The 23747-nt window shown below is 65.7% G+C and carries 22 protein-coding genes; 8 read left to right on the forward strand and 14 right to left on the reverse strand.

The annotated features are described in order from the left end of the window. Window positions 1-128: 128 nt before the first annotated feature. Entirely contained in the window at window positions 129-1100 is a 972-nt protein-coding gene (locus DAD99_RS07310; protein WP_227007762.1) for a hypothetical protein, read from the reverse strand. Between the two features lie 508 nt (window positions 1101-1608). After that, complete coding sequence (gene dacB, locus DAD99_RS07315; protein WP_193340976.1) at window positions 1609-3105, reverse strand: D-alanyl-D-alanine carboxypeptidase/D-alanyl-D-alanine-endopeptidase; 1497 nt, start codon at window positions 3103-3105, stop codon at window positions 1609-1611. Between the two features lie 154 nt (window positions 3106-3259). Between dacB and DAD99_RS07320 the strand changes: the two genes are divergently transcribed. Further along, a complete protein-coding gene (locus tag DAD99_RS07320; protein ID WP_185262238.1) occupies window positions 3260-3748 on the forward strand; it encodes an inorganic diphosphatase in 489 nt (162 codons plus the stop codon). A gap of 158 nt (window positions 3749-3906) precedes the next feature. Next, window positions 3907-5193: a carboxylesterase family protein gene (locus tag DAD99_RS07325; RefSeq protein WP_375372180.1), complete on the forward strand. Its 1287-nt coding sequence runs from the start codon at window positions 3907-3909 to the stop codon at window positions 5191-5193. Between the two features lie 83 nt (window positions 5194-5276). Here DAD99_RS07325 and DAD99_RS07330 read toward each other — a convergent pair whose 3' ends face one another. After that, window positions 5277-7712: a phosphoketolase gene (locus DAD99_RS07330; RefSeq protein WP_193341017.1), complete on the reverse strand. Its 2436-nt coding sequence runs from the start codon at window positions 7710-7712 to the stop codon at window positions 5277-5279. Window positions 7713-7873: 161 nt separating this feature from the next. Here DAD99_RS07330 and DAD99_RS07335 point away from each other — a divergent pair, with 161 nt between their 5' ends. Further along, window positions 7874-8473 carry a hypothetical protein gene (locus DAD99_RS07335; RefSeq protein WP_193340977.1) on the forward strand — a complete coding sequence of 200 codons (600 nt, stop codon included), beginning with the start codon at window positions 7874-7876 and terminating at the stop codon, window positions 8471-8473. 147 nt (window positions 8474-8620) lie between these two features. Here the strand turns inward: DAD99_RS07335 and DAD99_RS07340 are convergent, their stop codons facing one another. Continuing rightward, window positions 8621-9478, reverse strand: coding sequence for an HAD family hydrolase (locus tag DAD99_RS07340; RefSeq protein ID WP_193340978.1), 858 nt, complete (start codon window positions 9476-9478; stop codon window positions 8621-8623). 185 nt (window positions 9479-9663) lie between these two features. Next, the gene (gene serS, locus DAD99_RS07345) at window positions 9664-10944 is read right to left on the reverse strand and encodes a serine--tRNA ligase (protein ID WP_193340979.1); all 1281 of its coding nucleotides are present in this window, start codon (window positions 10942-10944) and stop codon (window positions 9664-9666) included. Window positions 10945-11034: 90 nt separating this feature from the next. Between serS and DAD99_RS07350 the strand changes: the two genes are divergently transcribed. After that, entirely contained in the window at window positions 11035-12093 is a 1059-nt protein-coding gene (locus DAD99_RS07350) for a diacylglycerol kinase family protein (protein WP_193340980.1), read from the forward strand. 12 nt (window positions 12094-12105) lie between these two features. On the opposite strand, the gene DAD99_RS07355 is transcribed toward DAD99_RS07350, so the two are convergent. The 3 genes from DAD99_RS07355 to DAD99_RS07365 all read right to left on the reverse strand — a co-directional run bounded on the left by DAD99_RS07355 (window position 12106) and on the right by DAD99_RS07365 (window position 13743). After that, window positions 12106-12315, reverse strand: coding sequence for a hypothetical protein (locus tag DAD99_RS07355; protein ID WP_185262232.1), 210 nt, complete (start codon window positions 12313-12315; stop codon window positions 12106-12108). A gap of 124 nt (window positions 12316-12439) precedes the next feature. After that, entirely contained in the window at window positions 12440-13378 is a 939-nt protein-coding gene (pheA, locus tag DAD99_RS07360) for a prephenate dehydratase (protein ID WP_193341018.1), read from the reverse strand. Window positions 13379-13416: 38 nt separating this feature from the next. Beyond that, complete coding sequence (locus DAD99_RS07365; RefSeq protein WP_193340981.1) at window positions 13417-13743, reverse strand: rhodanese-like domain-containing protein; 327 nt, start codon at window positions 13741-13743, stop codon at window positions 13417-13419. 114 nt (window positions 13744-13857) lie between these two features. Here DAD99_RS07365 and DAD99_RS07370 point away from each other — a divergent pair, with 114 nt between their 5' ends. Continuing rightward, entirely contained in the window at window positions 13858-15339 is a 1482-nt protein-coding gene (locus DAD99_RS07370) for an amidase (protein WP_193340982.1), read from the forward strand. A gap of 83 nt (window positions 15340-15422) precedes the next feature. Further along, the gene (locus DAD99_RS21565; protein WP_227007763.1) at window positions 15423-15626 is read left to right on the forward strand and encodes a hypothetical protein; all 204 of its coding nucleotides are present in this window, start codon (window positions 15423-15425) and stop codon (window positions 15624-15626) included. Between the two features lie 117 nt (window positions 15627-15743). Here the strand turns inward: DAD99_RS21565 and DAD99_RS07375 are convergent, their stop codons facing one another. After that, a complete protein-coding gene (locus DAD99_RS07375) occupies window positions 15744-16310 on the reverse strand; it encodes a DUF4190 domain-containing protein (protein ID WP_185262228.1) in 567 nt (188 codons plus the stop codon). A 78-nt stretch (window positions 16311-16388) separates the two neighbouring features. After that, window positions 16389-17189, reverse strand: a complete 801-nt coding sequence (locus tag DAD99_RS07380; RefSeq protein WP_193340983.1) for a nuclease-related domain-containing protein — start codon at window positions 17187-17189, stop codon at window positions 16389-16391. A gap of 269 nt (window positions 17190-17458) precedes the next feature. Between DAD99_RS07380 and pgm the strand changes: the two genes are divergently transcribed. Beyond that, window positions 17459-19129: a phosphoglucomutase (alpha-D-glucose-1,6-bisphosphate-dependent) gene (gene pgm / locus DAD99_RS07385; protein WP_193340984.1), complete on the forward strand. Its 1671-nt coding sequence runs from the start codon at window positions 17459-17461 to the stop codon at window positions 19127-19129. Between the two features lie 117 nt (window positions 19130-19246). Here the strand turns inward: pgm and DAD99_RS07390 are convergent, their stop codons facing one another. Beyond that, on the reverse strand, window positions 19247-19852 hold the full coding sequence (locus DAD99_RS07390) for a malonic semialdehyde reductase (protein ID WP_193340985.1): 606 nt from the start codon (window positions 19850-19852) through the stop codon (window positions 19247-19249). A gap of 187 nt (window positions 19853-20039) precedes the next feature. Here DAD99_RS07390 and DAD99_RS07395 point away from each other — a divergent pair, with 187 nt between their 5' ends. Next, window positions 20040-21392, forward strand: coding sequence for a uracil-xanthine permease family protein (locus DAD99_RS07395; RefSeq protein WP_193340986.1), 1353 nt, complete (start codon window positions 20040-20042; stop codon window positions 21390-21392). Window positions 21393-21408: 16 nt separating this feature from the next. On the opposite strand, the gene DAD99_RS07400 is transcribed toward DAD99_RS07395, so the two are convergent. The 3 genes from DAD99_RS07400 to DAD99_RS07410 form a co-directional block, all read right to left on the reverse strand. Continuing rightward, entirely contained in the window at window positions 21409-22272 is an 864-nt protein-coding gene (locus DAD99_RS07400; RefSeq protein WP_193340987.1) for an SGNH/GDSL hydrolase family protein, read from the reverse strand. Continuing rightward, the gene (locus DAD99_RS07405) at window positions 22269-23087 is read right to left on the reverse strand and encodes a GAF domain-containing protein (protein ID WP_193340988.1); all 819 of its coding nucleotides are present in this window, start codon (window positions 23085-23087) and stop codon (window positions 22269-22271) included. Before DAD99_RS07405 ends, DAD99_RS07400 begins: the two co-directional genes overlap by 4 nt. Before the next feature lie 123 nt (window positions 23088-23210). Then, entirely contained in the window at window positions 23211-23726 is a 516-nt protein-coding gene (locus tag DAD99_RS07410; protein WP_193340989.1) for a hypothetical protein, read from the reverse strand. Window positions 23727-23747 lie beyond the last annotated feature (21 nt).

Raw genomic sequence — 23747 nt, forward strand, 5'->3', positions numbered from 1 at the left:
CCCATCACATCACAGCGGACGGCGGATGGTCCTTAAGTTCGCTGACCGGCGAACGACTCGGGGCATCCGGTGACCTGCGCCTGTAGTTCGTTTCAGAAATCGGCCGGTTGCGCTGTCCTTCACTCGCGTCACGGAGTCTTGGTGGCAACTTCGGCAGGAGCCGTGTTGGCGTAGACCTCCTTGCTGACCTCATATCCGTGTTGGTCAAGCGCGAGTGCTCGTTTATTGATGTCTGCCAGTTCGGCGTCCGAGAGGTGTTCAACTTTGACGAGGTCCAGGGTTTCCTGTTTCACACCACTCTCAGCTGTCACCTTTACCAGCCCTGTCCCGGCTGAATAGTACTTACGCTGATGGCCTACATCCGGTTCCAGCGGATTGTGCTCGTCAATCACCAGCACGTCTCCGTAGCAGCCTGTTGGGACGCACAGCGCGACATCCTCCTGGATGACACCTCCGCAATCCAAGAAACCTACCGAAGCGGCGTGCGCCTGAACATATTCCGGAGTGCCGGTCAGGGGCTCCGCTTGCATTGCAATTCCGGCCTGGCTCCCGGAAATCCCGTGGATGAAAGTATTGGGCGCCCCAATAAATTTGTCGTTTTCGAACTCCTCGGGATACTCACCGAAGAGCCAAACCGCTCCAGCGTTATCCTGGGCAAAGAAGGCCAGCTCCGATTCAACCAGCGCCCCGTCCTGGTAATCGCGGTCCCACATCACGAGGGTTTTCACGCCGTCAATGACCTTGGTCAGGCCAGTTACGGTGTGTGTGACCCTCCGCTCGGTGGTGCCATCTTCAGCGACGACCGTACCGGTGGTGGTGTACTTTGTGCCTGGCTTTAGCGGAAACCACTTGTTGTTGATCGTCGGAGAGCCTTGGAAGGCCGTCTTGTCGAAGTTGATCGCAGACCCTGGCCCGCACAGCTCTGGCGCCTGCGACGTCGCTGTCGGTGACCCTGACGGCGATGCGGGCTCCGAAGTGCCGGTGGAGTTGGGCTGCGCCTGCCCGGCATTCGGCGCCGCGCACGACGCCACAGTCGACATCGTCAGGAGCAGCGTGAAAGCGGAACTGAGGGCTAATGGTTGCTTACTTGGCTGGAACATGATTGTGGCCTTCGCTGTCGGAATTCATTGCTTTCAGCAACTGCCACGGGCGCCCCGTTTCGGAGCTCACCGAGGGGCAGCGCTGTCGAAACCGCGCCGGGTCCGAGGCGATCCGAAGACGCCCTCTATGGAGCGCGGAGAGCCGCCGAACGCGCGGCTGCAAGCACAAGGTCATGCCGTGCCGCGTCTCGGCGGGAGAGGGTCGGGGCGGCATCACGGAATTTGATCGGAAATGGACACCAGCCTCACCCCTTCATGACGTTTCGACGTCGGAGGTTCTTTGCGTTGCCAAACACGGAGCCCCGTGTGTGGTCGAGTGTAGGGCCGGCCTTCGTCAAGTGTCACGAGTAGCCGGTACTTGTTTTTCCGCCCGCCGCAAGTACGTGCTCATAAAAAGAGCCTGCCCGCATAACAGCAGTCGGGACCCGCCCGAACGGTGTTGCCCCGGCCCCGCTATTGTGGGGCAGGGCAGCGGTTACGGTAGGAACCCGGTTACGGTAGGAACAGGTTAGCGGCAGCCGCAGGCGGCGAGCGCCGTGGCGGCCCGGTCCAGGGCTTCCCTGTTCCCGGCGGCGCCAGGCTTCATGTCGTTGCCGATGAAGGAGAAGACCAGGAGCCGGCCGTCTGCGTCCACCACGTAGCCGCTGAGAGCGATCACCGAGTTCAAAGTCCCGGTCTTGGCCCGCACCAGACCGGCACCGCGGGCCGTGGTGTCATCCCCGTAGCGGGTGTCCAGGGTTCCGGTCAGCCCGGCGACCGGAAATCCATCCAGCGCAGCCCGCAAACGGGTGTCGGGCCCGGTGGTGATGGCACGCACCACTTCCGCGAACTGGCGGGCAGAGACCTGGTTGGCCAACGCCAGACCGGACACATCGGCCAGGCGCATGGTGTCCGTGGGGATCCCCAGGTTCACGAGCTGTGTGCGGACTGCTGAGGTGGCGCCGTCATTGCTGGCGGGCTCCCCGGCCGCCGACGCAGCCATCCGGCCCAGGACCTCCGCCAGGTAGTTGTCCGAGGTCTGCAGCATCAGGTCCACCTGCTGGCCCATCGTGGCGGACTGGACTTCGGCAAGGACCGCCGGCTCTTCAGCGGGGGGCGCATCGCCGGAAGGCGCAGTGTAACGGTCGACGCCGGCCGCTACCGTGAGTCCCGCAGCGGCGCCTGCAGTCTTGAGCTGCGCGGCGAACGCCTCCGCGGCGGTGATTGCAGAGTCCTGGGGGCGCAGGCCGGTGGCCACAGCCGGGTCAAAGCGCGCCGAGTTCAGTGCCAGCGGGTACAAGGGCGCCACCTCGCCCGCTGCAACGTCCCCGTCAGCCCAGACGGGGTTCAAGGCGGGGCCGCTGAACAGGGAATCATCCACCAGGACCTTCAGTTCGCCGGTTGTTCCAATGGCCTGGAGCGCGTCCACGGTGGCGGTGGCCAGGGTGGCGAGCCCTGCGTGGCCCATTACCTGGTTGGGCGCGGATTCACCGGCGCCCAGGAGGACGTCGCCGCCGCCGGTCAGCACCACCTGATTGCTGGCGGGCCCAGCTAGAACCCTGGTGCCGAAACGGTGGTCCGGCCCGATCGCCCGGAGGGCGGCCACAGCGGTGAGCAGCTTCATATTGGAGGCGGGGATGCGGCTCTCCGAACCGCCCCGGTCAAACAGGACCTGGCCAGTGAGCGCATCCTGGACCAGCCCTGTGAAGCTGCCGTCGCCGTCGGGCTTTAACACGGCGTCCAACTGCGCGGCGACAGCGGCGGGCAGCGGAACGGGCGCCCACTCCGCAAGCGGAGCCAGGCCCTGCCGGGGGGAAAGCGTGGCCGGGAGCTGCTGCCAGGCGGGCACCACCGGCGTGGCTGCCGGCGGCGGGACGACGAAAGCAGGGGCTACCAGCCACACGGCGGGGAGTGCCAGGATAACGATCACGGCCAAGAGCAGCGCGGTGGGCCAGGCCTGCAGCCCGCGCTGAACCGTGCGCCGGAACGCCGCCCTTATCCCTGCGGCGCCCGATGTTTCCTTCATGTTGGTGCTGGTCCTCAAGTCCTGAAATTTCCCCGCAAGTTCCTGAAACCTGGGCCTCTCGCTATATCCTCAATAGTAGTCGGCGGCACCGACACTCCTTTTTGTTGTTCGTCTCCTGTGCCGCGAACCCCCTGCAATTGCCGAGGAGCATTCCATGAAGCACGACGTGACCATCGAGATCCCCAAGGGATCACGAGTCAAGTACGAAGTTGACCACGAAACCGGCCGCGTCCGCCTGGACCGCGTTCTCTTCACCTCCATGCAGTACCCCACGCACTACGGGTTCTTCGAGAACACCCTGGGCGAAGACGGCGATCCGCTGGACGCACTGGTGCTCCTGCAGGACTTCGACCTGCACCCCGGCGTCATCGTTGAGTCCCGCCCCATCGGCGTTTTCAACATGACCGACGACGGCGGCGGCGACGCCAAGGTCCTGTGCGTCCCGGTCGACGCCCGCTTTGACCACATCCAGGAAATCAGCGATGTCAGCGACTTCCTGATCAAGGAAATCGAGCACTTCTTCACCCGTTACAAGGACCTGGAGCCGGGCAAGTGGGTCAAGGCTGAGGGCTGGGGCGACCGCGCCGCCGCCGAGGCCGAGCTGGAAGCCTCCATCAAGCGTTACGTGCCGGCAACGCACTGATCCCACCGGCCTGCAACGCGGGGTCACTTCCCGCCCATTCCACCTCCGGAATTGGGCAGGAAGTGACCCCGCGCTGTGGTTTAAGGTGAAGGGTGAGTTTCCAGCCTTTGAGTGCCCCGTATTCTGAACCGCCGTATTTTCAGCCGCCGTGCGGACCGATCACCGGGTGGCGGGACGGTGCGGTGCTGCGGGCCACCGGCATTCCCTACGCCACCGCGGGCCGTTTTCAACTTCCGGTGACCGCGTCCGATTGGACCGCCGACTATGCCGCCACCACCCTCGCACCGGCCTGCCCGCAGGGCCCGGTTCCGTTCCTGGACGACATCCTGGGCACCCGGTATGGCGAGCTCCCCGGAAGTGAAGACTGCCATCGCCTGTCGATCACCGTCCCGGAAGGGCTTGCCGGCGGCGAGCACGTCCCGGTCATGGTGTGGCTGCACGGCGGCTCCTACACGTCGGGCTCCGGCGACCTGGCGATCTTTGACGCCAAGTCCCTGGTGTCCGAGAACCGGGTCGTCGTGGTGTCCGTGACCTACCGGCTGGGCTTGTTCGGCTACCTGGCCACCGGCACCGGCCGGCCCGCGAACCTCGGCCTGCTGGACCAGCTGGAAGCGTTCCGGTGGGTGCAGCGCAACATCGCGGCCTTCGGCGGCGACCCGGGGCGCGTCACCGCGTTCGGGCAGTCGGCAGGCGGCGACTCCGTAGTCCACCTCATGGCCACTCCGGAGGCGCCGTCCCTGTTCCAGCGGGCCATCATCCAGAGTGCACCGTTGGGGATCACCCGCGGCCGGCACAAGATGAGCCGCGCCATGGGCATCGCGGCCGAAGCCGTCACGGAAGACACCCCGATGCTGGACGTGGTGGACATCGAAGGCCATGTGTCTCAGGTGGCCCGGAAATACGGCCTGATGGCAGCCATGCCGTTCGGCACCCAATACGGGCACGCCCCGCTGCCACCGGAATCACGCGTTGAGGCGGCCTGGAACGCCACGGCCCCGGGCATCGAGGTGCTGATCGGGCACACCTCCGACGAGGCCCGTCTGTTCCTTCCCCGGAGTCCAGTGGTCAGCTGGCTGGGCAAGGTCCCCCTGCTGGGTGACGTTGCCGTGCGGGCCGTTAATTGGGCGGTGACGGAGGCTGTCTACGGCCGATCCGCCCGCAAATTTGCCCGCCGCCACGCCCGCGCGGGGGGCAAGGCCTACAGCTACCTGCTGTCCTGGGGCGCGCCCGGGAACTTCTACCGGGCCGCCCACACGGTTGATCTGCCCCTGCTGTTCGGAAACCAGCAGACCTGGGCCTCCGCCGGGCTCCTCAAGGGCGCAACCTGGGATGAGATCGACGCTGTGGGCCGTGAGGTGCGCCGGCTGTGGGCAGCCTTCGCCCGTGGCGACGGATTGGGTGAGACGGGCGGAATTCCCGGCGCGCTCGAGTACCGCTCGATGTGACGCACCATGATTGCAACGCGGGGTCACTTCCGGCCCATCCTGGGCGGGCGGACCGGCCGTAAGTGACCCCGCGTTGCTTCTGTTCAGGCGTTGAGTACCCAGTTCCGGATCTCCTCCGGGTCCTCGCCGTGCGTGCGGGTGTGTCCGCGGGCCTGGATCCGCCGGTCCTGAAGGCTTTGCCGCAGCAGCGAGTGCTTTTCGGCCAGACCGGGTACGCGGTCAATAGCGTCGATGGCCAGCTGGAAGCGGTCGATCCCGTTGAGCATGGCCATGTCGAACGGGGTTGTGGTGGTTCCCTCCTCCTTGTAGCCGCGCACGTGCAGGCCTTCCTGGTTGGTGCGGCGATAGGCCAGCCGGTGGATCAGCGTGGGATAGCCGTGGTAGGCGAAGATGATCGGTTTGTCCGGGGTAAAGATGCCGTCAAAGTCCGACGCCGGAAGGCCGTGCGGGTGCTCACTTGCGTCCTGGAGCCGCATCAGGTCTACCACGTTGACCACCCGGACCTTGAGCCCCGGGACACCCCGCTTCAGCAGTTCGGCCGCGGCCACCGTTTCCACCGTGGGCACGTCCCCGGCACACGCCAGAACAACGTCCGGGTCCTCTCCAGCCACTTCGGAACCCGCGAACTCCCAGATGCCCAGTCCCCTCCGACAGTGGTTCTCGGCGTCGGCCGGGCCCAGCCAGGTGGGCGATGGCTGCTTGCCACTAACCACAATGTTCACGTAGTCGGTGGACGCCAGGCAGTGCTCCATGACGGACAGCAGGGTGTTCACGTCCGGCGGCAGGTACACGCGGATGACCTCGGCTTTTTTGTTCACCGCGTGGTCGATGAACCCTGGATCCTGGTGCGAAAAACCGTTGTGATCCTGCTGCCACACATGGGACGAGAGCAGGTAGTTCAGCGACGCCACGGGCTGGCGCCACGGGAGCTTGCGGTGGACCTTGAGCCACTTGGCGTGCTGGTTGAACATGGAATCCACGATGTGGATGAAGGCTTCGTAACAGCTGAACACCCCGTGCCGGCCGGTCAGGAGATAGCCTTCCAGCCAGCCCTGGCACAGGTGTTCGCTGAGCACCTCCAGAACCCGGCCCGAACGCGCAAGATGCTCGTCGGCGTCGTCAATCCGGTACTGCCAGACCTTGTCGGTCACTTCGTAGACGGCCTGAAGCCGGTTGGATGCCGTTTCATCCGGCCCGAAGAGGCGGAAGTTCTCCATGTTCAGCCTGATGACGTCCCGCATCCACGAGCCCAGGGTGATCATGGGGCTGGTCCGTTCCGTCCCCGGTAAAGCGACCTCAACGGCGTGGGCGGCGTAGGCGGGCAGCTTCAGCGGTGTGCGAAGGATTCCGCCGTTGGCGTGCTGGGTGGCGCTCATCCGGAGGTTCCCGGCGGGCGCGTTCGCGGCTACGTCGGGCCGGGGCCGGCCGTCGGCGTCGAACAGTTCCTCCGGACGGTAGGACTTCAGCCACTCCTCCAGCTGCTTGAGGTGTGCTCCGTTGGTGCGGACTTCCGTCAGCGGGACCTGGTGGCTCCGCCAGGTGCCCTCAACCTGGTGTCCGTCCACTATCCGCGGTCCTGTCCAGCCTTTGGGCGAGCGCAGCACAATCATGGGCCAGTGCGGCGCAGCGCCGTTTTCTGGGGCACCGGCTGCAGTGCCGCCGTCGTGTGCTTTCCCGCCGGCCCCGTCCGCTCCGCCCCGACGGGAGTCCTGGATTGCGCGGATCCCGGCCAGGCAGGTGTCGACGGCGGCAGCGAAGTCCCGGTGCGCCTGCTCCGTGTCGTCCGGGTCCTGGACGGTCACGAAATACGGTTCGTGACCGTAACCGCGCAGCAGCTGCTCCAGCTGTTCCTGCGGCATGCGCGCCAGGATGGTGGGGTTGGCGATCTTGTAGCCGTTCAGGTGCAGGATGGGCAGCACCGCACCGTCCGCGGCCGGATCCAGGAAGTTGTGCGAGTGCCAGCTCGCGGCAAGCGGCCCCGTTTCGGCCTCACCGTCCCCGATCACGACGGCGGTGATCAGCTGGGGATTGTCGAACACGGACCCGTAGGCGTGGGCCAGCGCGTACCCGAGTTCGCCGCCTTCGCTGATGGAACCCGGGGTCTCCGGCGCCGCGTGGCTGGGAATGCCGCCCGGATAGGAAAACTGGCGGAAGAGTTCGGCCATTCCTGCCTCGTCGGGGCCAACCTGGCCGTAGATTTCGGAGTACGTGCCCTCCAGCCAGGCGTTCGCCACTACAGCAGGACCGCCATGGCCCGGACCGGCAACGAAGAGCATTTCCTGCGAGTCTCGGCGGATCACGCGGTTCAGGTGTGCGTAGACGAAGTTCAGCCCGGGAGTGGTGCCCCAGTGGCCCAGGAGCCGGGACTTGGTGTGGTCCGCGGCGAGGGGCTCCCGCAGCAGCGGATTTGAGCGCAAGTAGATCTGTCCCACGGAAAGGTAGTTCGCGGCCCGCCACCAACGGTCCACAAGGTTCAGTGTTTCCTGCTCCAAGACGTCCTGCCCCGTGCTGCCGGCCATGATGATCCTCACGTAGCTGCGCGCCGCCGACGGCAGCTGAGCCTCCATCGCAACACGTATCGGCACGTGGCACAACCTCCCGGCAGGCTTGGTTTTGCCTGAATCAGGACCGGTCGCCGACTTGCCTTGGGCCAACGACGAACCGGTAGTCTTTGATCCACATGTTCACGTTGACCATCAACCAAACGGATAGCCGGCGCGACGGCGACCGCGTCCCGCAGCTGCTGAAGGACCTGCGGCATATACCCGCGCGCCTGGATTTCGACCGTTCTGTGGAGGACGAGGTCCAAGGCATTGTGGACTGCCCGAACCAGGCCGTAGAAGCTGCACTGATCGCCTTGCGCTGCGGTTCCTGGTACGTGGGGCTGGGCGTCGGGCCGGTCAATGAACCACTTCCCAACCAGGTCAAGGATGCCTCCGGCCACGGCCTGATCTATGCCCGGCGCGCGGTGGACCGGCTCCGGAACAGCAAAGAACGCATCCCGGTCGCCGTGGAAGGACCGCTGGCGGACGTCGCCCACGACGCCGAGGCCGTGCTGCGGCTTTTGGGCCACATTGTGAGGGACAGATCGGGGGCTGAATGGCGGGTCCTGGACCTCATGACCCCCGGCGTCCGCGGACAGCAGAAAGCAGTGGCCCAAGAACTGGGTATCACCACGCAGGCCGTCAGCAAGGCAGTGGCCAGGGCCCAGTGGAACGAAGAACACGCTGCCCGTCCCGCCGCCTCGCGGTTACTGGCACTCATCCTCGAGGTGCGATGACCGCGGCCGAGTCCACGCGGCTTGCTGCTGACTCACGCCTTTTGCTGGGCGCCTTTACAGTGTGCCGTCACTGCACTGCGCCGGTGATCGCCCCATGGCGCCGACGTTGAAGATTTGAGCGGGGTTTTGGCTGATCAAGTACGCCCCCTAAAGGAGACTGCGCAGCACGTGCGCGGCGCCGTCGTCGAATACTGAATGCGTGACCTCATCCGCGGCGGCGATGACTTCCTCCGGGGCCTGGCCCATGGCGACTCCGCGCCCGGCCCAGCCCAGCATTTCGATGTCGTTGCGGCCGTCGCCAATGGCCACGGTCCGGTGGGGCTCGATCCCCAACTGGCCGCGGAGCCGTTCCAGCGCGCTGGCTTTGGTGACTCCGGCCGCGGCGATGTCCAGCCACGCGGTCCAGCCGACCGAGTAGGTAACGCCAGCCAGGCCGATTTCCTTGATGGTTGCGGAGAATTCCTCCGGCGTGTTTTCTGTGCTGAACACCACCAGGCGGACCGCGGTGGCGTCCAGGAGAGTCTGGAAGTCGACGCCGATCGCTTCTACGCCAAAGCTGGCATCCTGGAAGCGTTCCGTGGACAGGAAGTTGCCGTCCTCGTCCTCCAGCGCGTACTTAGCCGTGGGCAGCTTCTCCCGCAGCGCACGGAGCGCCGGCGCCGGATCGAAGGTGGCCTTGTGGATGATTTCGTAGCCGTCAGTCAGGTCCGGATCCAGCCGGAGCGTCACGCCACCGTTGCAGCAAACGGCGTAGCCGCGGTCAATGCCGATCTGCTCGATGATGGGTAATGTGGCGTTCAGGGAGCGGCCGGTGGCGATGAGGACGTCGTGCCCGGCGCCGACCACGGCCTGGGCGGCCTCACGGACAGTGGCGGACATGTGGCCGTCGTGGTCCACCAAGGTTCCGTCCACGTCCAGGGCAACCATGAAGTTGGTGGTGCTGATTTCGTTTGCGATCCGCTGGTCATCGATGCCGGCGACTGTGGTTTCAGTCAATGTAGTCATACGTCCAGTAGACCAGAGACCCCCTGAAACCGGCTAGGACGCAGGCCACAACGCCCGTGAACAGCCGGTAAATACTCACTGGTTATCCCCGGTGTGAGTATTCCTGGGCGTATCAGCGGATCCGGACCTTCAAGGTTCAGATCCGCGAACAAACCCATGAATCCTGCGTCCAGGGCTCCGCGAGCCTAGAGGACCGGGAAGACTTCCATCCCGCCCAGGTACTTCTGCAGTCCGGCCGGGACGTTGACCGAGCCGTCGGCGTTCTGGTGGTGCTCCAGGATGGCCACGATCCAGCGGGTGGTGGCCAGCGTGCCGTTCAGCGTGGCCACGGCACGGGTCCCCTTGGCTACGCCTTCGTCGTTGACCACACGCTCGCGGATGTTCAGGCGCCGGGCCTGGAACGTGGTGCAGTTCGAGGTGGACGTGAGCTCACGGTAGGCACCCTGCGTGGGAACCCAGGCTTCGCAGTCGAACTTGCGGGCCGCAGACATGCCGAGGTCCCCGGCAGCGGTGTCGATCACCCGGTACGGAAGCTCGCACTTGGCCAGCATCTCCTCTTCCCACGCCAGCAGCCGTTCGTGTTCGGCTGCGGCCTTTTCCACCGTGGTGTAGACGAACATCTCCACCTTGTTGAACTGGTGCACGCGGATGATGCCGCGGGTGTCCTTGCCGTGCGAGCCGGCCTCGCGGCGGTAGCAGGAGCTCTGCCCGGCAAACCGGATGGGGCCGTCCGTCAGGTCCAGGATCTCGTCCGCATGGTACCCGGCCAGGGCAACCTCGGAGGTGCCCACCAGGTAAAGGTCGTCCTCAGCGAGACGGTAGATCTCGGCGTCGTGCTTTACGTCAAAGCCGGTGCCTTGCATGGTTTCGGGGCGCACCAGAGTTGGCGTGATCATGGGCACGAAGCCCGCCTCGATGGCCTGGTCCATGGCCATCTGCAGCAACGCCATCTCCAGGCGTGCACCCACGCCGCGCAGGAAGTAGAAGCGGGAGCCGGACACCTTCGCACCGCGCTCCATGTCGATCGCGCCGATCAGCTCACCGATTTCCAGGTGGTCCTTCGGCTCGAAATCGGGGAACCCTCGGGGCGTGCCAACGGTCTTGACCACCACGTAGTCGTCCTCGCCGCCCTCGGGGACACCGTCTTCAATGAGGTTCGGGATGGTGCGCAGCAGTTCGTCCTGCTTGGCCTGGGCGGCGTCCGCTTCGGCCGATGCGGCCTTCACAGTGTTGGCCAGTTCCTTGACCTCGGCGAGCAGGGCCTTCTTCTCGTCGCCTTTGGCCTGCGCCACCTTCTTGCCGAAAACGTTCTGCTCGGCGCGGAGGTTTTCAAAGCGGATCAGGGCGGCCCGCCTCGCGGAGTCTGCGGCGATGATCGCGTCCACCACTGTTTCGTCTGCGCCGCGGGCGCGCTGGCTGGCACGGAACTTGTCCGGGTTTTCGCTGAGCTCTTTTACGTCGATCACCAGACAAGAGTATCGAATCCGGCGGACCCAGCACCTCCTGGCCGGACGGCGGGAATCGCGGCGCCGCGGCCGGGCTACTGTTGAAGCACCATGAACGACTGGCTTCTTTACGTCCTGAGCGCGGCGGCGCTGGCCTTCGCCGTCTCCAGCTGGTGGGGCGTCCGCAGGCTCAAAGCCCTGCACATCCGCAGCGCAGTCCACGAAGAAGCACACGAAACCGGCCTCACCCAGCAACGCGTGGTGGTCATCCTCAATCCCGTCAAGGCACGTGCCCCGGAAGCCAAGGAAGCCATCCAGCGCGCCTGCCTGGCCGCCGGCTGGGACGCGCCTCTTTTCATCGAGACGACCGCCGAGGACCCCGGGTACTCCCAGGCCCGGGCGGCGCTGGACTACAAGGCCGACGTCGTTCTGGTGGGCGGTGGGGACGGTACTGTGCGCGTGGTGGCTGAGTCCCTCGCACATACGGATGTGGCCATGGGCCTGATTCCCCTGGGAACGGGAAACCTCCTGGCTCGAAACGTGGATCTGGATGTCAACGACCTCCACGCCAACGTGCAGACAGCGCTTTTTGGCCACCAACGCTACATTGATACCGCGCGGATGGGCATCGAGAATTCCCGCACGGGACACTCTTCCGAGCACGCGTTCCTGGTGATCGGCGGGATCGGCATGGACGCCGAAATACTCGCTGATACCAATGACGGCCTAAAGAAAGCCGTGGGTTGGCTCGCTTATACCGAAGCCGGAATGCGTCACCTGCCGGGGCGGCGAAGGAAGGTCTCAGTCGCACTGGATGACAAGCCTGAGCAGGTCCGTAACATCCGCAGCGTCCTCTTTGCCAACTGTGGGCTGGTCCCGGGCGGGATCGACTTCATCCCGGAAGCCATGATCGACGACGGCATGCTGGACGTGGTGGTCATGAGCCCCCGCAGCGCCATCGGCTGGCTCGCCATGTACGCGAAAATCCTCTTCAAACATAAAGGCAACCTGCCCATCATGACGATGTACCGGGCCGGCCGTATCGTCATCAAGTGCCCGGAGCCCATGCCCACACAAATCGACGGCGACACATCCGGTTTGGCCACCAAGCTCACCGTCCGGGTGGAGCCGCGGTCTCTCCTGATCAGGGTGAAAGGCCAGCAGGGCTAAGCAGCCCTGGCCTCAGGCAGTTGCCTTCTTGACCGCTTCAGCCTCGGCTGCGGCCTTCGCGGCACGCGCCTCGGACTGCTCACGGATCATGGCCTGTTCCTCTTCGAAGCGCAGGCGGTCAGCGCGGTCCGCGTCGTCGCCGTCCCAGTCCTGATTGTCGACTGCGGGCTTGGGATTAACGATCATGCCCTGGCCGTCATTGTCTGTGCTGCTGGTATTCATGACCTGCTCCCTTCGTTAGGGGCCATCCCCCAGGTGGATCAGGCAAGCATACGCACAGTAACTATCCCGCGGAAGTACCTTGACCTACGCTGTGGGCGAAGCCTTGGTCGTCGTCCAGCCGCGTTCATTCCCCCTGCAGAATCTGCCCGACCCATTCATGCGCGGCCCGGAATGCCTCGTCCGAAGTGTGTTGCGCGACGCTGGGGCTTTGGGCGTCTGCCCGCCCGTAGGAGCCCAGGAAGCGGGTGGCCGGGCTGATGCGGTGTAGCCCAGCCAAGGCATCGGCCACACGGGCATCCGCGATGTGCCCGTCGGCGTCGATGCTGAAAAAGTAGTGGCCAAGGTACTGACCTGTCGGCCGGGATTCGATCCGGCTGAGGTTCACGCCCCTCGTGGCGAACTGGTCCAGGATTTCCATCAGCGCACCCGGACGGTCTTCCGGCAGCGGGACTACCACTGTGGTCTTATCCGCACCGGTCCGTTCGGGCATTATGCCCGGCCTGCTCACCAGGATGAACCGCGTCACGGCCCCCGGGTTGTCGCCGATGTTCTCTGCCAGGACGGTCAGCCCCGGCTGCTCCTGGGCCACGATGGGCGCACAGATCGCGGCGTCGTAGTGGGCTTCGTCGCCCAGGAGCCCCATTGCGGCCGCAGCGGTGGAGGAACCCGCAACATATTCCGCGCCCGGAATATTCGCGTCCACCCACAGACGGCACTGCGCCCAGGCATGGCCGTGGGTGGAGATCCGGCGGATATCCGCCAGCTCCACGCCGGGCCGGGTCACCAGGACAAAGCTGATGGGCACCAGGACTTCGCGGATGATCCGGAGCTCCTGTCCGCCGGCGATAGCGTCCAGCGTGGCGGTGACGCCGCCTTCGACCGAATTCTCAATGGGGACCATCGCTGCGTCCGCAGAGCCGTCGCGGACCATGTCCAGCGCCGCGTTGACGGTGGCGGCCGGATTACGCGTGGCTTTGGCGGCGTCCGGTACCTGCATCAGTGCCGCTTCGGTGAACGTGCCCTCAGGCCCAAGGAAAGTGTACGTAACGGGCGTCGCGGGCATGGATTCCTCTTGGGTGATGGACACAGATACGGGTTGAACTACAGAACGAGGGGCTTGAGGCCGTTATCGGACACAAGCGGCTTGCCGGACTCGAGCCACTGGTCCATTCCGCCAGCCACGTTGATGGCTGTATAGCCCTGGCCGGTGAGCCACTGCGCAGCACGGAAGGACCGTCCGCCCGTGCGGCAGATAACGTAAACGTCCTGGTCCGGGTCCAACTCGTCAAGCCGTGCCGGAAGCTGATCCAAAGGGACGTGCAGAGCGTCCTCGGCATGTCCGGCTACCCATTCGTAGTCTTCGCGGACGTCCAGAATCACGGCGTCGGCCGGGACGTCGTTGACGGGCACAGAATCGAAATCGCTCATGGGAGTCCTTCTTCGGAGAATCACGGGTCTCCTTCCAGCCTAGCGTCAGCCGCCCTGCCGTGCCTGCCGAAAGCTGATGCAGGCTACGCTTCTAAATGACCCTGAGGAGGGGCTTTGCCCGCTGATCAGACAACCGGTTCCACCGCTGACATCCACGAACTGACCGCCGTCCAACTGCGGGATGCGCTCCGCACAGGAGAGCTCTCAGCGCGGGACGTCGCCGCACATTTCCTGGCCCGCATCGCCGAGCAGAATCCGCTGCTGGGCGCCTTTGTCACGATCACTGCAGAACAGGCCATGGCCGATGCGGCCGCCGCCGATGCACGGTTCGCCCGGTTCCGAAAAGACTTCGGAGCCGACTCCGCGGAGGCCTCCGGGGCCAGGACGGACGGCCTGCCGCTCCTGCATGGCATGCCGGTGGCGTTCAAGGACCTGACCGACGTCGCCGGCGTGATGACCACCCACGGCAGCGCTGCACTTGACCACAAACCGGCACTCGCCGACGGTACCTTGGCCGCAGTCCTCAAGGCCGCTGGCGTTGTCCCATTGGGCAAGACGCAGGTTCCGGAGTTTGGGCTGACGGCGTACAGCGAAAACCGCATTGCACCGCCGTCGCGCAACCCGCATGCCCCGAGCCGGAGTTCCGGTGGCTCCTCGGGAGGCAGCGCTGCCGCGGTGGCCGCGGGCCTGCTTCCGTTCGCGCCGGGGACAGACGGCGGCGGTTCCGTCCGTATCCCGGCCGCCGCCTGCGGCCTGGTGGGCCTCAAACCCGGCCGTGGCGTGGTGCCGTCCGGCGAAAGTTCAAGCGACCCCGCCCGGCTGGTGGTAGCGGGGCCCCTGGCCCGCAGCGCGGCCGACGCGGCCCTGCTGATGGATGCTCTGGTGCCGTCCCCTGACAATATTTATCTCGGCGCCGTGGGACACGAACCGCGTCCTCTGCGCATCGGTCTGACCCTGGACAGCCCCTGGTCCACCACCTTCCCGATAACCCCGGAACCCGAAACCTTAGCCGCGCTGCAGACGGGCCTGGAAATGCTGGAGCGCGCCGGGCACGCCGTCAGCGAAGCCGCCATCCGCTACGACAACCGCTACCCGGACGCCTTCACCACTGCGTGGACCGCCGCCGTCGGAACCGCCCGGATCAGTCCGCACCGCGAAGCGCTCCTGGCCCCGCTGACCCGCACGTTCAGGCGCCGGGCCCAGCAGCGCAGCGCATCAAAGCTCAATGAAGCGTTGGCTTTCCTCCGGCAATTCGAACGCGACACCATCACGCAGTACGGCAGCTGGGATCTGATGCTGATGCCGGCCCTGGCGCAGACGCCCCGCCCGGTGGGCTGGTTTACCGGCGCCACGCACGGCGACGAACCGTGGCCGGCCGCGGAATGGCCCGGGGACGCCGACGGCGACTACCGCAGGCAGTGCGAATTCGCGCCGTGGTCTTCCATGGTGAACGTCTGCGGCCTGCCGGCCATCACGATTCCCGTGTACTGGACCGGTGGGCGGCCAGCGCACGGCCTGCCCATGGGAATCCAGCTCGTGGGGCCGGCGGGCTCGGAACTGGTCCTGCTCCAGGTGGCGGCCCAGCTCGGCTTCTGATGACAGTTTGAACCGCTCCGGGGGTCGACTCCGGGGCCGATCCGGAGGACGATTAAGGGGCAGCCACTATGAGGAGGTCTGTGATGTGCTATTCATCGATGGAGGATTTCGGTTGGCGTGCCAAGAAGCAAGCCGACCGGAAACCCGAAGAACGCCAGGAAACACCGCCGGACCGTCCGGAGCCGCATTACGCGGCCCAGGACTTCACTTTCTGGGCCTTCCCGCGTCGCGGAAGGACCCACGAAGCCCGGGAACCGGCCGCTGAACGCCGGCGCGAGAGAGTCTGAATTTGTTGTTCAGACCGCCTGAAGAAAGGCCCCCTGGCGGGGGCCTTTCCGCTGCCTGGGAGTCCGCCGCGGGCGGGCCAGCTTGCCCCGCCATCCGACCCCAGTTTCGGCCGGGGGTCAGTACCCGTAGGTGGTGCTGTATGACATCAGCCCGATGATGAGCAGCAGCCAGAACGCTCCGTAGCCGAGCAGGCAAAGGTAGCCCAGGACCAGCCCGGTGATGGCCATGCCCTTGCCCGACGGTTCGCGGCGGAGGGCCAGATGGCCGGTGATGATTGCAGCGATCTGCGGAATCATGAACCAGCCAAGAAGGACCGACGAAATGCCGAGGACCATGCTGGCAATGCTCAGGCCCTTGGGCTGCTGCACCGGCATGCCGTAATAGGCAGGCTGGCCGTAAGCAGGTTGCCCGTACGCCGGCTGGCCATAGGGGCTGGCGCCTTGGCCGTACGGGCTTGGGGGCTGGGCATAGGCCGCGCCATACTGATCGCCGGGCTGGCTGTACGCACCAGGCTGGGTGTACTGGTTCTGGCCGAACTGATTCTGGTCATACAAAGGCGGCGCCGGAATGCTGGGGCCCTGCGGCGGCACAAACTGCGGCGGCTCGTAGCCTGCCGGCGAATCGCCTGGTCCCTGGGCGGCGGACCCTTGCGAATCAGGGCGCGGAGTTGGCTGATCAGTCATGTTTTTCCTCATTCGAAGTCTTCGATTTCCAGCCTACCGCCGCCTGCAATACAGGCCTACCGGCACCGCCATCCCGTCCTACCGCCCCCAATAAGGCAGCACGTAGACAGCAAAAACCACAAAGGCAGCCAGGAACACCAACCGGGTCAACCCACCTGCGGCGTGGTGCTGTGCGCTCGACTTCCTGGCGCGTCCGGATCCGACGCCGCCCGCCTGTCCCGCCGCCAGTTTCGAGGTCAGCGGCTTGGCGGTCGGCGACTTCACGGTCAGCGAGTTCACCGCAGGACGTCGAGCAGCAGATTCCTGCGTGAGCTGCTCGCCAAGGTGCGCATACAGGCCCACCACCGTCTGCTGGTGGAGCACCGGGGGCAGCGCCAGGACAGCAGCAACAACGCGGTCGGCCCCTGCCACGGCGACGTCGGAATTGGTGATGCCGAAGAGGTCCGGCTGCCCGGCGAGGCAGATCAACGGGCGGACGAACCGCCGGTGGGGCGGCGCCAGCACGGACGCGACGGCGGCGCACTGCGCCAATGCGCCGTCCACGGACTGCGTCCTGGCAAAACGGCCCTGCCACAGGACACCGCCGGAGACCCGGACCTCCCCGGTCCAGTTCTTGGCATCGACCACCACCACACCGCCGGGCCCCACAAGAACATGGTCAAGGTTGGCTTTGGGCCGCCCGGGCCAGTGGACATCGTTCAGCAGGTACCAGCCGTGCGGAATGAGCCGGCTCAGCCTGTCTGCCACGAGACGCTCGCCCACCGCACCGGCATCCCACGGCTTCGTGGCACGCTCGGCCTGATCGAGCTGGCGTTTCAGCCGCTGAGCACGTTCCGCCGCCAGCCTGGACTGCTCGGCCGCGCCGTCTCCTGCCCCCATGACCTGCCCCCTGGTTCCCGCGTGCCGACTCACTGCAGTGCCCGACGCGAACTGCACTGCCCGACGGCGGTGGCCCCGCCGTCGGGCATTCCATCCTGAGTTCTTTCGAAAGTAGCAGCGCCGCCGGGAGCCGGTATATAGGTACTTTTGGGGCTGGTACTCGCTTTAACTACCTGCGGCAGACAGTCCGGAGGGGACTTTCCGCGTCATAGGGGCCGGATTATGGACCAGGCGTTTTGACTCCCGCCCACGTCTGGCATGCTGGTGCCATGGCTAGCCGCGCGGGCACAGTTGCCCAACCCCAGGACCTTGTTGACATCACTGCGCTCCTCGACGCGTATTACGACATCACGCCGGATCTGGGTGATCCCGGCCAGCGCGTGGCGTTCGGTACTTCCGGGCACCGCGGCTCGAGCCTGAAGGCGTCGTTCAACGAAAAACACATCGTCGCGATCACGCAGGCAATCGTGGAATACCGCGCCGGGCAGGGCATCACCGGCCCGCTTTTCCTGGCGAAGGACACCCACGCCCTCAGCGAGCCGGCGCAGAACTCCGCCCTGGAGGTCCTCGCGGCCAACGGCGTGCACGTGCTGATTGACGCACGGCACGGCTACACGCCCACACCGGCACTGAGCCACGCGATCCTCACGTACAACAACAATCGCCAGCCCGGCACCCCGGAGGCGGACGGCATTGTGGTCACGCCCAGCCACAACCCGCCCGGAGACGGCGGCTTCAAATACAACCCTCCGCACGGCGGCCCGGCCGATTCGGACGCCACGGGCTGGATCGCCAACCGCGCCAACGAACTCCTGGAAAACAACCTGCGGGGCGTGAAGCGCATCCCCGTCTCCGACGCCCTCGCCGCGGACAGCACCGGCAAGTTCGATTTCCTCAGCAGCTACGTTGACGACCTCCCGTCCGTGTTGAACCTCGACGCCATCCGCGAGGCCGGGGTCCGCATCGGCGCCGACCCCATGGGCGGTGCGGCAGTGGATTACTGGGGCGAGATCGGCGAGCGCCACCACCTGGACCTGACTGTGGTGAACCCGACCGTGGATCCGCAGTGGGCGTTTATGACCCTGGACTGGGACGAAAAAATCCGGATGGACTGCTCCTCGCCGTTCGCGATGGCCTCCCTGATCAACAGGATGTCCGACGGCGGCAGTTCAGCCGCGTTCGACATCGCCACCGGCAACGACGCCGACGCCGACCGGCACGGGATCGTGACACCTCTTGTCGACGGGGTGGGCGGCCTGATGAACCCGAACCACTACCTCGCCGTCGCCATCGATTACCTCTACCGCAACCGCAGCGGCTGGAACCCCAACTCGGTGGTGGGCAAGACCCTGGTTTCGTCCTCGATCATCGACCGCGTGGCGGAAAGCCTGGGCCGCAAACTGGTTGAGGTCCCCGTGGGCTTCAAGTGGTTTGTGCCGGGGCTGCTGTCCGGCGAAGGCGCGTTCGGCGGCGAGGAATCTGCCGGCGCATCCTTTAACAAGCTGGACGGCAGCGTCTGGACCACCGACAAGGACGGTATCCTGCTGGCGCTGCTGGCCTCGGAGATCACCGCGGTCACGGGTAAGTCCCCGTCCCAGCTGTACAAGGGCCTGACCGACCAGTTCGGCGCCCCCGTCTACGCACGCATTGATGCAGCGGCCACCCGTGAGCAGAAGGCGGCGCTCGGCAAGCTTTCGCCGTCGGACGTCACTGCAACGGAACTGGCAGGCGAAACCATCACCGCCAAGCTGACCGAGGCGCCCGGCAACGGTGCGTCCATCGGCGGGCTCAAGGTGGTCACCGAGAACGCCTGGTTCGCCGCCCGCCCGTCCGGAACCGAGGACGTCTACAAGATCTATGCCGAGTCTTTCAAGGGCGAGGAGCACCTCAAGCAGGTCCAGGCGGAGGCCAAGGCTCTGGTGGACGGCGTCATCGCCTAATCTGCGCAGGCACTTGGCGACGCGCTAAATACCCCGCGACACAGAAATGCGCTGGCGCCCCTGGTATACCAGGGGCGCCAGCGCATTTGCGTGTCGTCAGTCCGCAGCGGGTTGTGACTAGACGGTGCGGACAACGTCCTCGTAGCTGAACTTGGGCTTCGCTGCGCCCCACGCGTCTTCGCCGGCCTGGCCGATGTTGACCACCAGGAAGCTCTTCTGGTCGCCGGCGGGGAAGAAGGCGGCGTCGAGGGCGCCGAAGTCGGCTCCGGTCATTGGGCCCGCGGCGAGTCCGAGGGACCGGACGGCCAGGATGAAGTAGCCGGCCTGCAGGTGGGCGTTGTTGTTGCCGGTGGACGCGGCCAGGTCCGGGGCGGCGTCGTACATGGCCTTCGGAGCGTTGTACTCGGGCAGGAAGTTGTCCCACTGCTCGGCCCAGGCGGTGTCGTAGCTGAGGACGGCAACCAGCGGCGCGGAGGCGGTCTTGGCCTTGTTGCCGTTGGCCAGGGTGTCAACCAGGGTGGCACGCGCCTCGTCCGAGCGGACGTAGGTCACGCGGAGGGGCTGGGAGTTGAAAGCCGTAGGGCCGAACTTGGTGAGTTCGTAGATGGCGCGGGCCTGGTCCTCGGTCACCTCGCCGGTGAAGGAGTTGGCCGTGCGGGCCTCGGCAAAAATGGCGTCGACGGCGGCCGAATCGATAACCGCTTCTTCGTGGGCAATAGTCATGGCGTACCTTTCGCTGGGCCCGCTCATCGCAAATGATGGGCCGGCGGTCTGCTTTCCATAGTTGTAACTTCAAGCACGCCCGCCTTCTTCCCTATGCGCACGTGACGTTCACCACAGCAGGACCGCGCGGTATTGTTGCACCGGAAGATCCCAGCCCCAGCGGCAACCCCCTTGAAAGGCCCCGACCATGAGCATGCTCGGAATGAAATGGAAGCTCCACGGCACCGGCAAATCGATTAAGCCCGGCCACGTGGTTGCACCGGATGAGCGGCTGGCCTGGCCCCTGACCATCGGCGTAGGCATGCAGCATGTCGTGGCCATGTTTGGAGCCACGTTCCTGGTTCCCATAATCACCGGCATGCCGCCAGCCACCACTCTCTTCTTCTCCGGCATTGGCACGCTGCTGTTCCTGGTGATCACCAAGGGACGCGTTCCCAGCTATCTCGGCTCCAGCTTCGCGTTCATCGCGCCCATCATGGCGTCCCAACAGCAGTTCGGCGTGCCCGGCGCGCTGGGCGGAGTGGTGCTCACCGGAGTCGCACTGGCCCTCATCGGTGCGATCGTGCAGAAGTTCGGCGCCGGCTGGATCAACCGGCTGATGCCACCCATCGTCACCGGCGCCATCGTGGCGCTGATCGGCCTGAACCTGGCCCCCGCCGCGAAGATGAACTTCGACGCCGCCCCCGTCACCGCCGTCATCACACTCGCCACCATCATCCTGGTCAGCGTACTTTTCCGTGGAATCGTCGGCCGGCTCAGCATCCTGGTGGGCGTTGTAGTGGGCTACCTCGTGGCCATGCTGCGCGGCGAAGTGAGCTACGAAAAAATGGAGGCCGCCGCTTGGATCGGGCTGCCTTACTTCCAGACCCCCGAGTTCCATGTGGGCGTGCTTGGCCTCTTTGTCCCCGTCGTGCTGGTCCTGGTAGCCGAGAACATCGGGCACGTGAAGTCCGTGGCGGCCATGACCGGCCAGAACCTCGACCGCGTCTCCGGCCGCGCGCTGATGGCGGACGGCGCCGCCACGGTTCTTGCCGGCTTCGGCGGCGGTTCCGGCACCACCACCTACGCGGAGAACATCGGCGTTATGGCGGCCACCAAGGTGTATTCGACGGCGGCATACTGGGTTGCCGGCGTCTTCGCTATTGTCCTGAGCTTCTCGCCGAAATTCGGCGAACTGATTGCTACGGTCCCGCCGGGCGTTCTGGGCGGCGCCGCCACCATGCTGTATGGCATGATCGGCATCCTGGGCGTCAAGATCTGGGTGCAGAACAAGGTGAACTTCTCCAACCCCGTGAACCTGACCACTGCCGCCGTCGCGCTGATCATCGGCATCGCGGATTACACCTGGACCATCGGGGAACTGACGTTCACGGGCATCGCCCTCGGCTCAGCCGCGGCCCTGGTGATCTACCACGGCATGAAAGCCATCGCGAAGGCCCGCGGCTCGGTGGCTGAACCGGAAACGGAGCAGGCGGGCCTGCCTCCCGCCGTCAGGGCAGCCGTCAACGCAGCAGCGAAACGGGCGCCGAAGAAGCGCTGACCCTACCGCTGCTGCGTCAGGCTGCGTGACCGCCGCCGATAAACGGTCCGGGCGGGGTTCCGACGCCGAAAACCGGCCGCGGCTTGGGACGCTTGGCGGTCAGCTCCGCTTCCGGCGGGTGCCTCAACTGCCGGATCACCCACGGAACCAGATATTCGCGCGCCCAGATGAGGTCCTCGGTCCGGGCTTCCTTCCAGCTGTGGGGCAGCGGCGGCTTAGGCTCGAACGGCTCCAGTGTGTGCGAGACACCCAGGGCCTTCAACACGGCCGCGGCGATGGTGTGGTGGCCCAAAGGCGAGAAGTGCAGCCGGTCCGGGTCCCACATACCCGCGCTCGACAATTCGCGCAGGAACCACAGGTCAACCATGACCGCGTCGTGGCGGGCGGCCACCGCGTGGAGGTTCTCGTTGAAGATGGCCACTTTCCCGCGGATCTGGCTGAAGACCGGCGTCGCGCCCCAGTCCGGCCCGGCAAAAAGGACCACGGTGGCACCGGACCGGGCCAGCTGGCCCACGCCGTCGTCGATCGTTTCTGCGAGCCGGTCAGGGTCGCTGCGACGGAAAACAATATCGTTGCCGCCGGCGGAGAGCGTGACCAGATCGGGCTTCAGCGCCAGCGCCGGAGCGAGCTGCTGGTCTAAAATCTGCTGTACCAGCAGGCCCCGTACGGCCAGGTTGGCGTAGGCGAAATCGGGCTGGTCCGCACTGAGTTCCTCGGCCACGCGGTCTGCCCAGCCGCGCAAGCCACCCTCGCTGCGCGGCTCGGGGTCACCGATGCCCTCAGTGAAGGAGTCGCCCAACGCAACCAGCCGGTGCCACGGGTGGGGCGCCGGGTCCGGAGCGGCCCTCGCGGCTGCAATGTCTTGCTTCCAGACGTTCATGCCGTACTCCCTGTTTTGTAGTGGCCCTGGCGGAGCGCGGGTGTTTCGAGGTCAGCGAGTCCCAGGACGGAGGCGTTGTCACGGCCGCGACCTGCCTGGTCGGAGCGCGAGGCAGCCACAATATTCAGAGCTGTCTCGCGAAGCCCGTGGCGGGTGTGCCGTGCGACGGTCCGGAGGTACTGCAGGGCCGCATCATGGCCGAGCCCGTAATCGGATTCAAGCGTGCTCACAGCCAGGTCCATAAGCACCGTTGAGCTTTGGGCTACCGCCAGCTGAGCGCCGGCTGCGGCCCGCTCCGCCACACACACCACCATCCGCAGCGACCGGGCCACTTGACGCGCATACCTGCGCGTCCTGATGATGTCCTCGCTGGTGAAGGCATGGGGAGTGGACGCGTAGAGGCTCAGTGCTGCACTCCATTCGGCAGCTGCAACAACCGTCGTGGACAGCAGCGACCTGACGCCGTGGTCAGCGGCAGCACTGGCATAGCCCGGCCAACGCCGGTCGCGGGCGACGTCGGCCAGATGCACAAAATCACCCGCACGAACAGCTTCCAGCACTGGTCCGTCCGCAAACGAGCACTGCTCTTCGTCCGCGGCGCGCGCGGCGGCGTTCCCCGCGGCTGCGGTCCGGGCCGATCCGGAGCGGAAGAAGGTGACGGCCCAGCTGATACCACGGGAATCGCCATCGATGTCGCGCATGAACTCGCGGGTAACCGCCACAAGGAAGTCTTCGACATCCGTGCTGTCGAACACCATCTCCTGGGGATCCGGAAGCGATTCCCGGCCCGGCTCCCCTTGTGTCTCCGCGGCCATGTTCCACGCCTAGGCTCGAAACGCGTGGCCCACTGCAAAACCTGTTTCTAGGATACGTCCGGTGACCGCTCCGCGGGCAAGACCCACCCACACAAAACCCGCAGTCCCGGCGGAGAACACCGGCTACCCGGCGTCGAAACTCTCCTCTTCGTCATCGTTCGGTGATTTGTCCTTGGGCAGGTCGGTTCCGCTGCCGTCCGGCAGGCCGGCAGCCTCCTGTCCCGATTCCGACGAGAAGGATTCAGTGCCCTGCGCGTCGGCGTTGGACTCGTTGATCTCGGCCTCGGCGGAGGGAACGTCGGCGTCGCGCGGGACGGGCGGTTCTCCCGGCTCGAACCCGGGATCATTGGTGTCGCTTTCGGCGTGGTGCTGGTCATCAGTGCCGCCGAATCGGCCGGCACCCGGCTCGCCGGCGCTGTCTTTGTCTTCCTCATCGAGGTGGCTGAGATTGGGTGTGCCGGTGGCGAATGTTTCACCGTCAGGGCTGTTCTGATTGAGCCCGGCGGCATCAAAATCCTCTTCGTCGCGGGGCTGGGCATACTGCTTGCTGTCCGCCCCGCCCGCCTCCTGTTCCGCCGTCGGCGTGCCGTAGCCGCCCACTTCCTCGACGGGTTCCGTGCGCTGGTTGTCCTGACTCATGGTTCCTCCTGTAGTGGATGT

Source organism: Pseudarthrobacter sp. AB1, from assembly GCF_014926485.1.
Taxonomy (GTDB): domain Bacteria; phylum Actinomycetota; class Actinomycetes; order Actinomycetales; family Micrococcaceae; genus Arthrobacter.

Coding starts and splice junctions, on each gene's coding strand:
- DAD99_RS07310 (WP_227007762.1), bottom strand. CDS start 1,100: ATGTTCCAGCCAAGTAAGCAACCATTAGCCCTCAGTTCCGCTTTCACG.
- dacB (WP_193340976.1), bottom strand. CDS start 3,105: ATGAAGGAAACATCGGGCGCCGCAGGGATAAGGGCGGCGTTCCGGCGC.
- DAD99_RS07320 (WP_185262238.1), top strand. CDS start 3,260: ATGAAGCACGACGTGACCATCGAGATCCCCAAGGGATCACGAGTCAAG.
- DAD99_RS07330 (WP_193341017.1), bottom strand. CDS start 7,712: ATGGCCGGCAGCACGGGGCAGGACGTCTTGGAGCAGGAAACACTGAAC.
- DAD99_RS07335 (WP_193340977.1), top strand. CDS start 7,874: ATGTTCACGTTGACCATCAACCAAACGGATAGCCGGCGCGACGGCGAC.
- DAD99_RS07340 (WP_193340978.1), bottom strand. CDS start 9,478: ATGACTACATTGACTGAAACCACAGTCGCCGGCATCGATGACCAGCGG.
- DAD99_RS07350 (WP_193340980.1), top strand. CDS start 11,035: ATGAACGACTGGCTTCTTTACGTCCTGAGCGCGGCGGCGCTGGCCTTC.
- DAD99_RS07355 (WP_185262232.1), bottom strand. CDS start 12,315: ATGAATACCAGCAGCACAGACAATGACGGCCAGGGCATGATCGTTAAT.
- pheA (WP_193341018.1), bottom strand. CDS start 13,378: ATGCCCGCGACGCCCGTTACGTACACTTTCCTTGGGCCTGAGGGCACG.
- DAD99_RS07365 (WP_193340981.1), bottom strand. CDS start 13,743: ATGAGCGATTTCGATTCTGTGCCCGTCAACGACGTCCCGGCCGACGCC.
- DAD99_RS21565 (WP_227007763.1), top strand. CDS start 15,423: ATGTGCTATTCATCGATGGAGGATTTCGGTTGGCGTGCCAAGAAGCAA.
- DAD99_RS07375 (WP_185262228.1), bottom strand. CDS start 16,310: ATGACTGATCAGCCAACTCCGCGCCCTGATTCGCAAGGGTCCGCCGCC.
- DAD99_RS07380 (WP_193340983.1), bottom strand. CDS start 17,189: ATGGGGGCAGGAGACGGCGCGGCCGAGCAGTCCAGGCTGGCGGCGGAA.
- pgm (WP_193340984.1), top strand. CDS start 17,459: ATGGCTAGCCGCGCGGGCACAGTTGCCCAACCCCAGGACCTTGTTGAC.
- DAD99_RS07390 (WP_193340985.1), bottom strand. CDS start 19,852: ATGACTATTGCCCACGAAGAAGCGGTTATCGATTCGGCCGCCGTCGAC.
- DAD99_RS07395 (WP_193340986.1), top strand. CDS start 20,040: ATGAGCATGCTCGGAATGAAATGGAAGCTCCACGGCACCGGCAAATCG.
- DAD99_RS07400 (WP_193340987.1), bottom strand. CDS start 22,272: ATGAACGTCTGGAAGCAAGACATTGCAGCCGCGAGGGCCGCTCCGGAC.
- DAD99_RS07405 (WP_193340988.1), bottom strand. CDS start 23,087: ATGGCCGCGGAGACACAAGGGGAGCCGGGCCGGGAATCGCTTCCGGAT.
- DAD99_RS07410 (WP_193340989.1), bottom strand. CDS start 23,726: ATGAGTCAGGACAACCAGCGCACGGAACCCGTCGAGGAAGTGGGCGGC.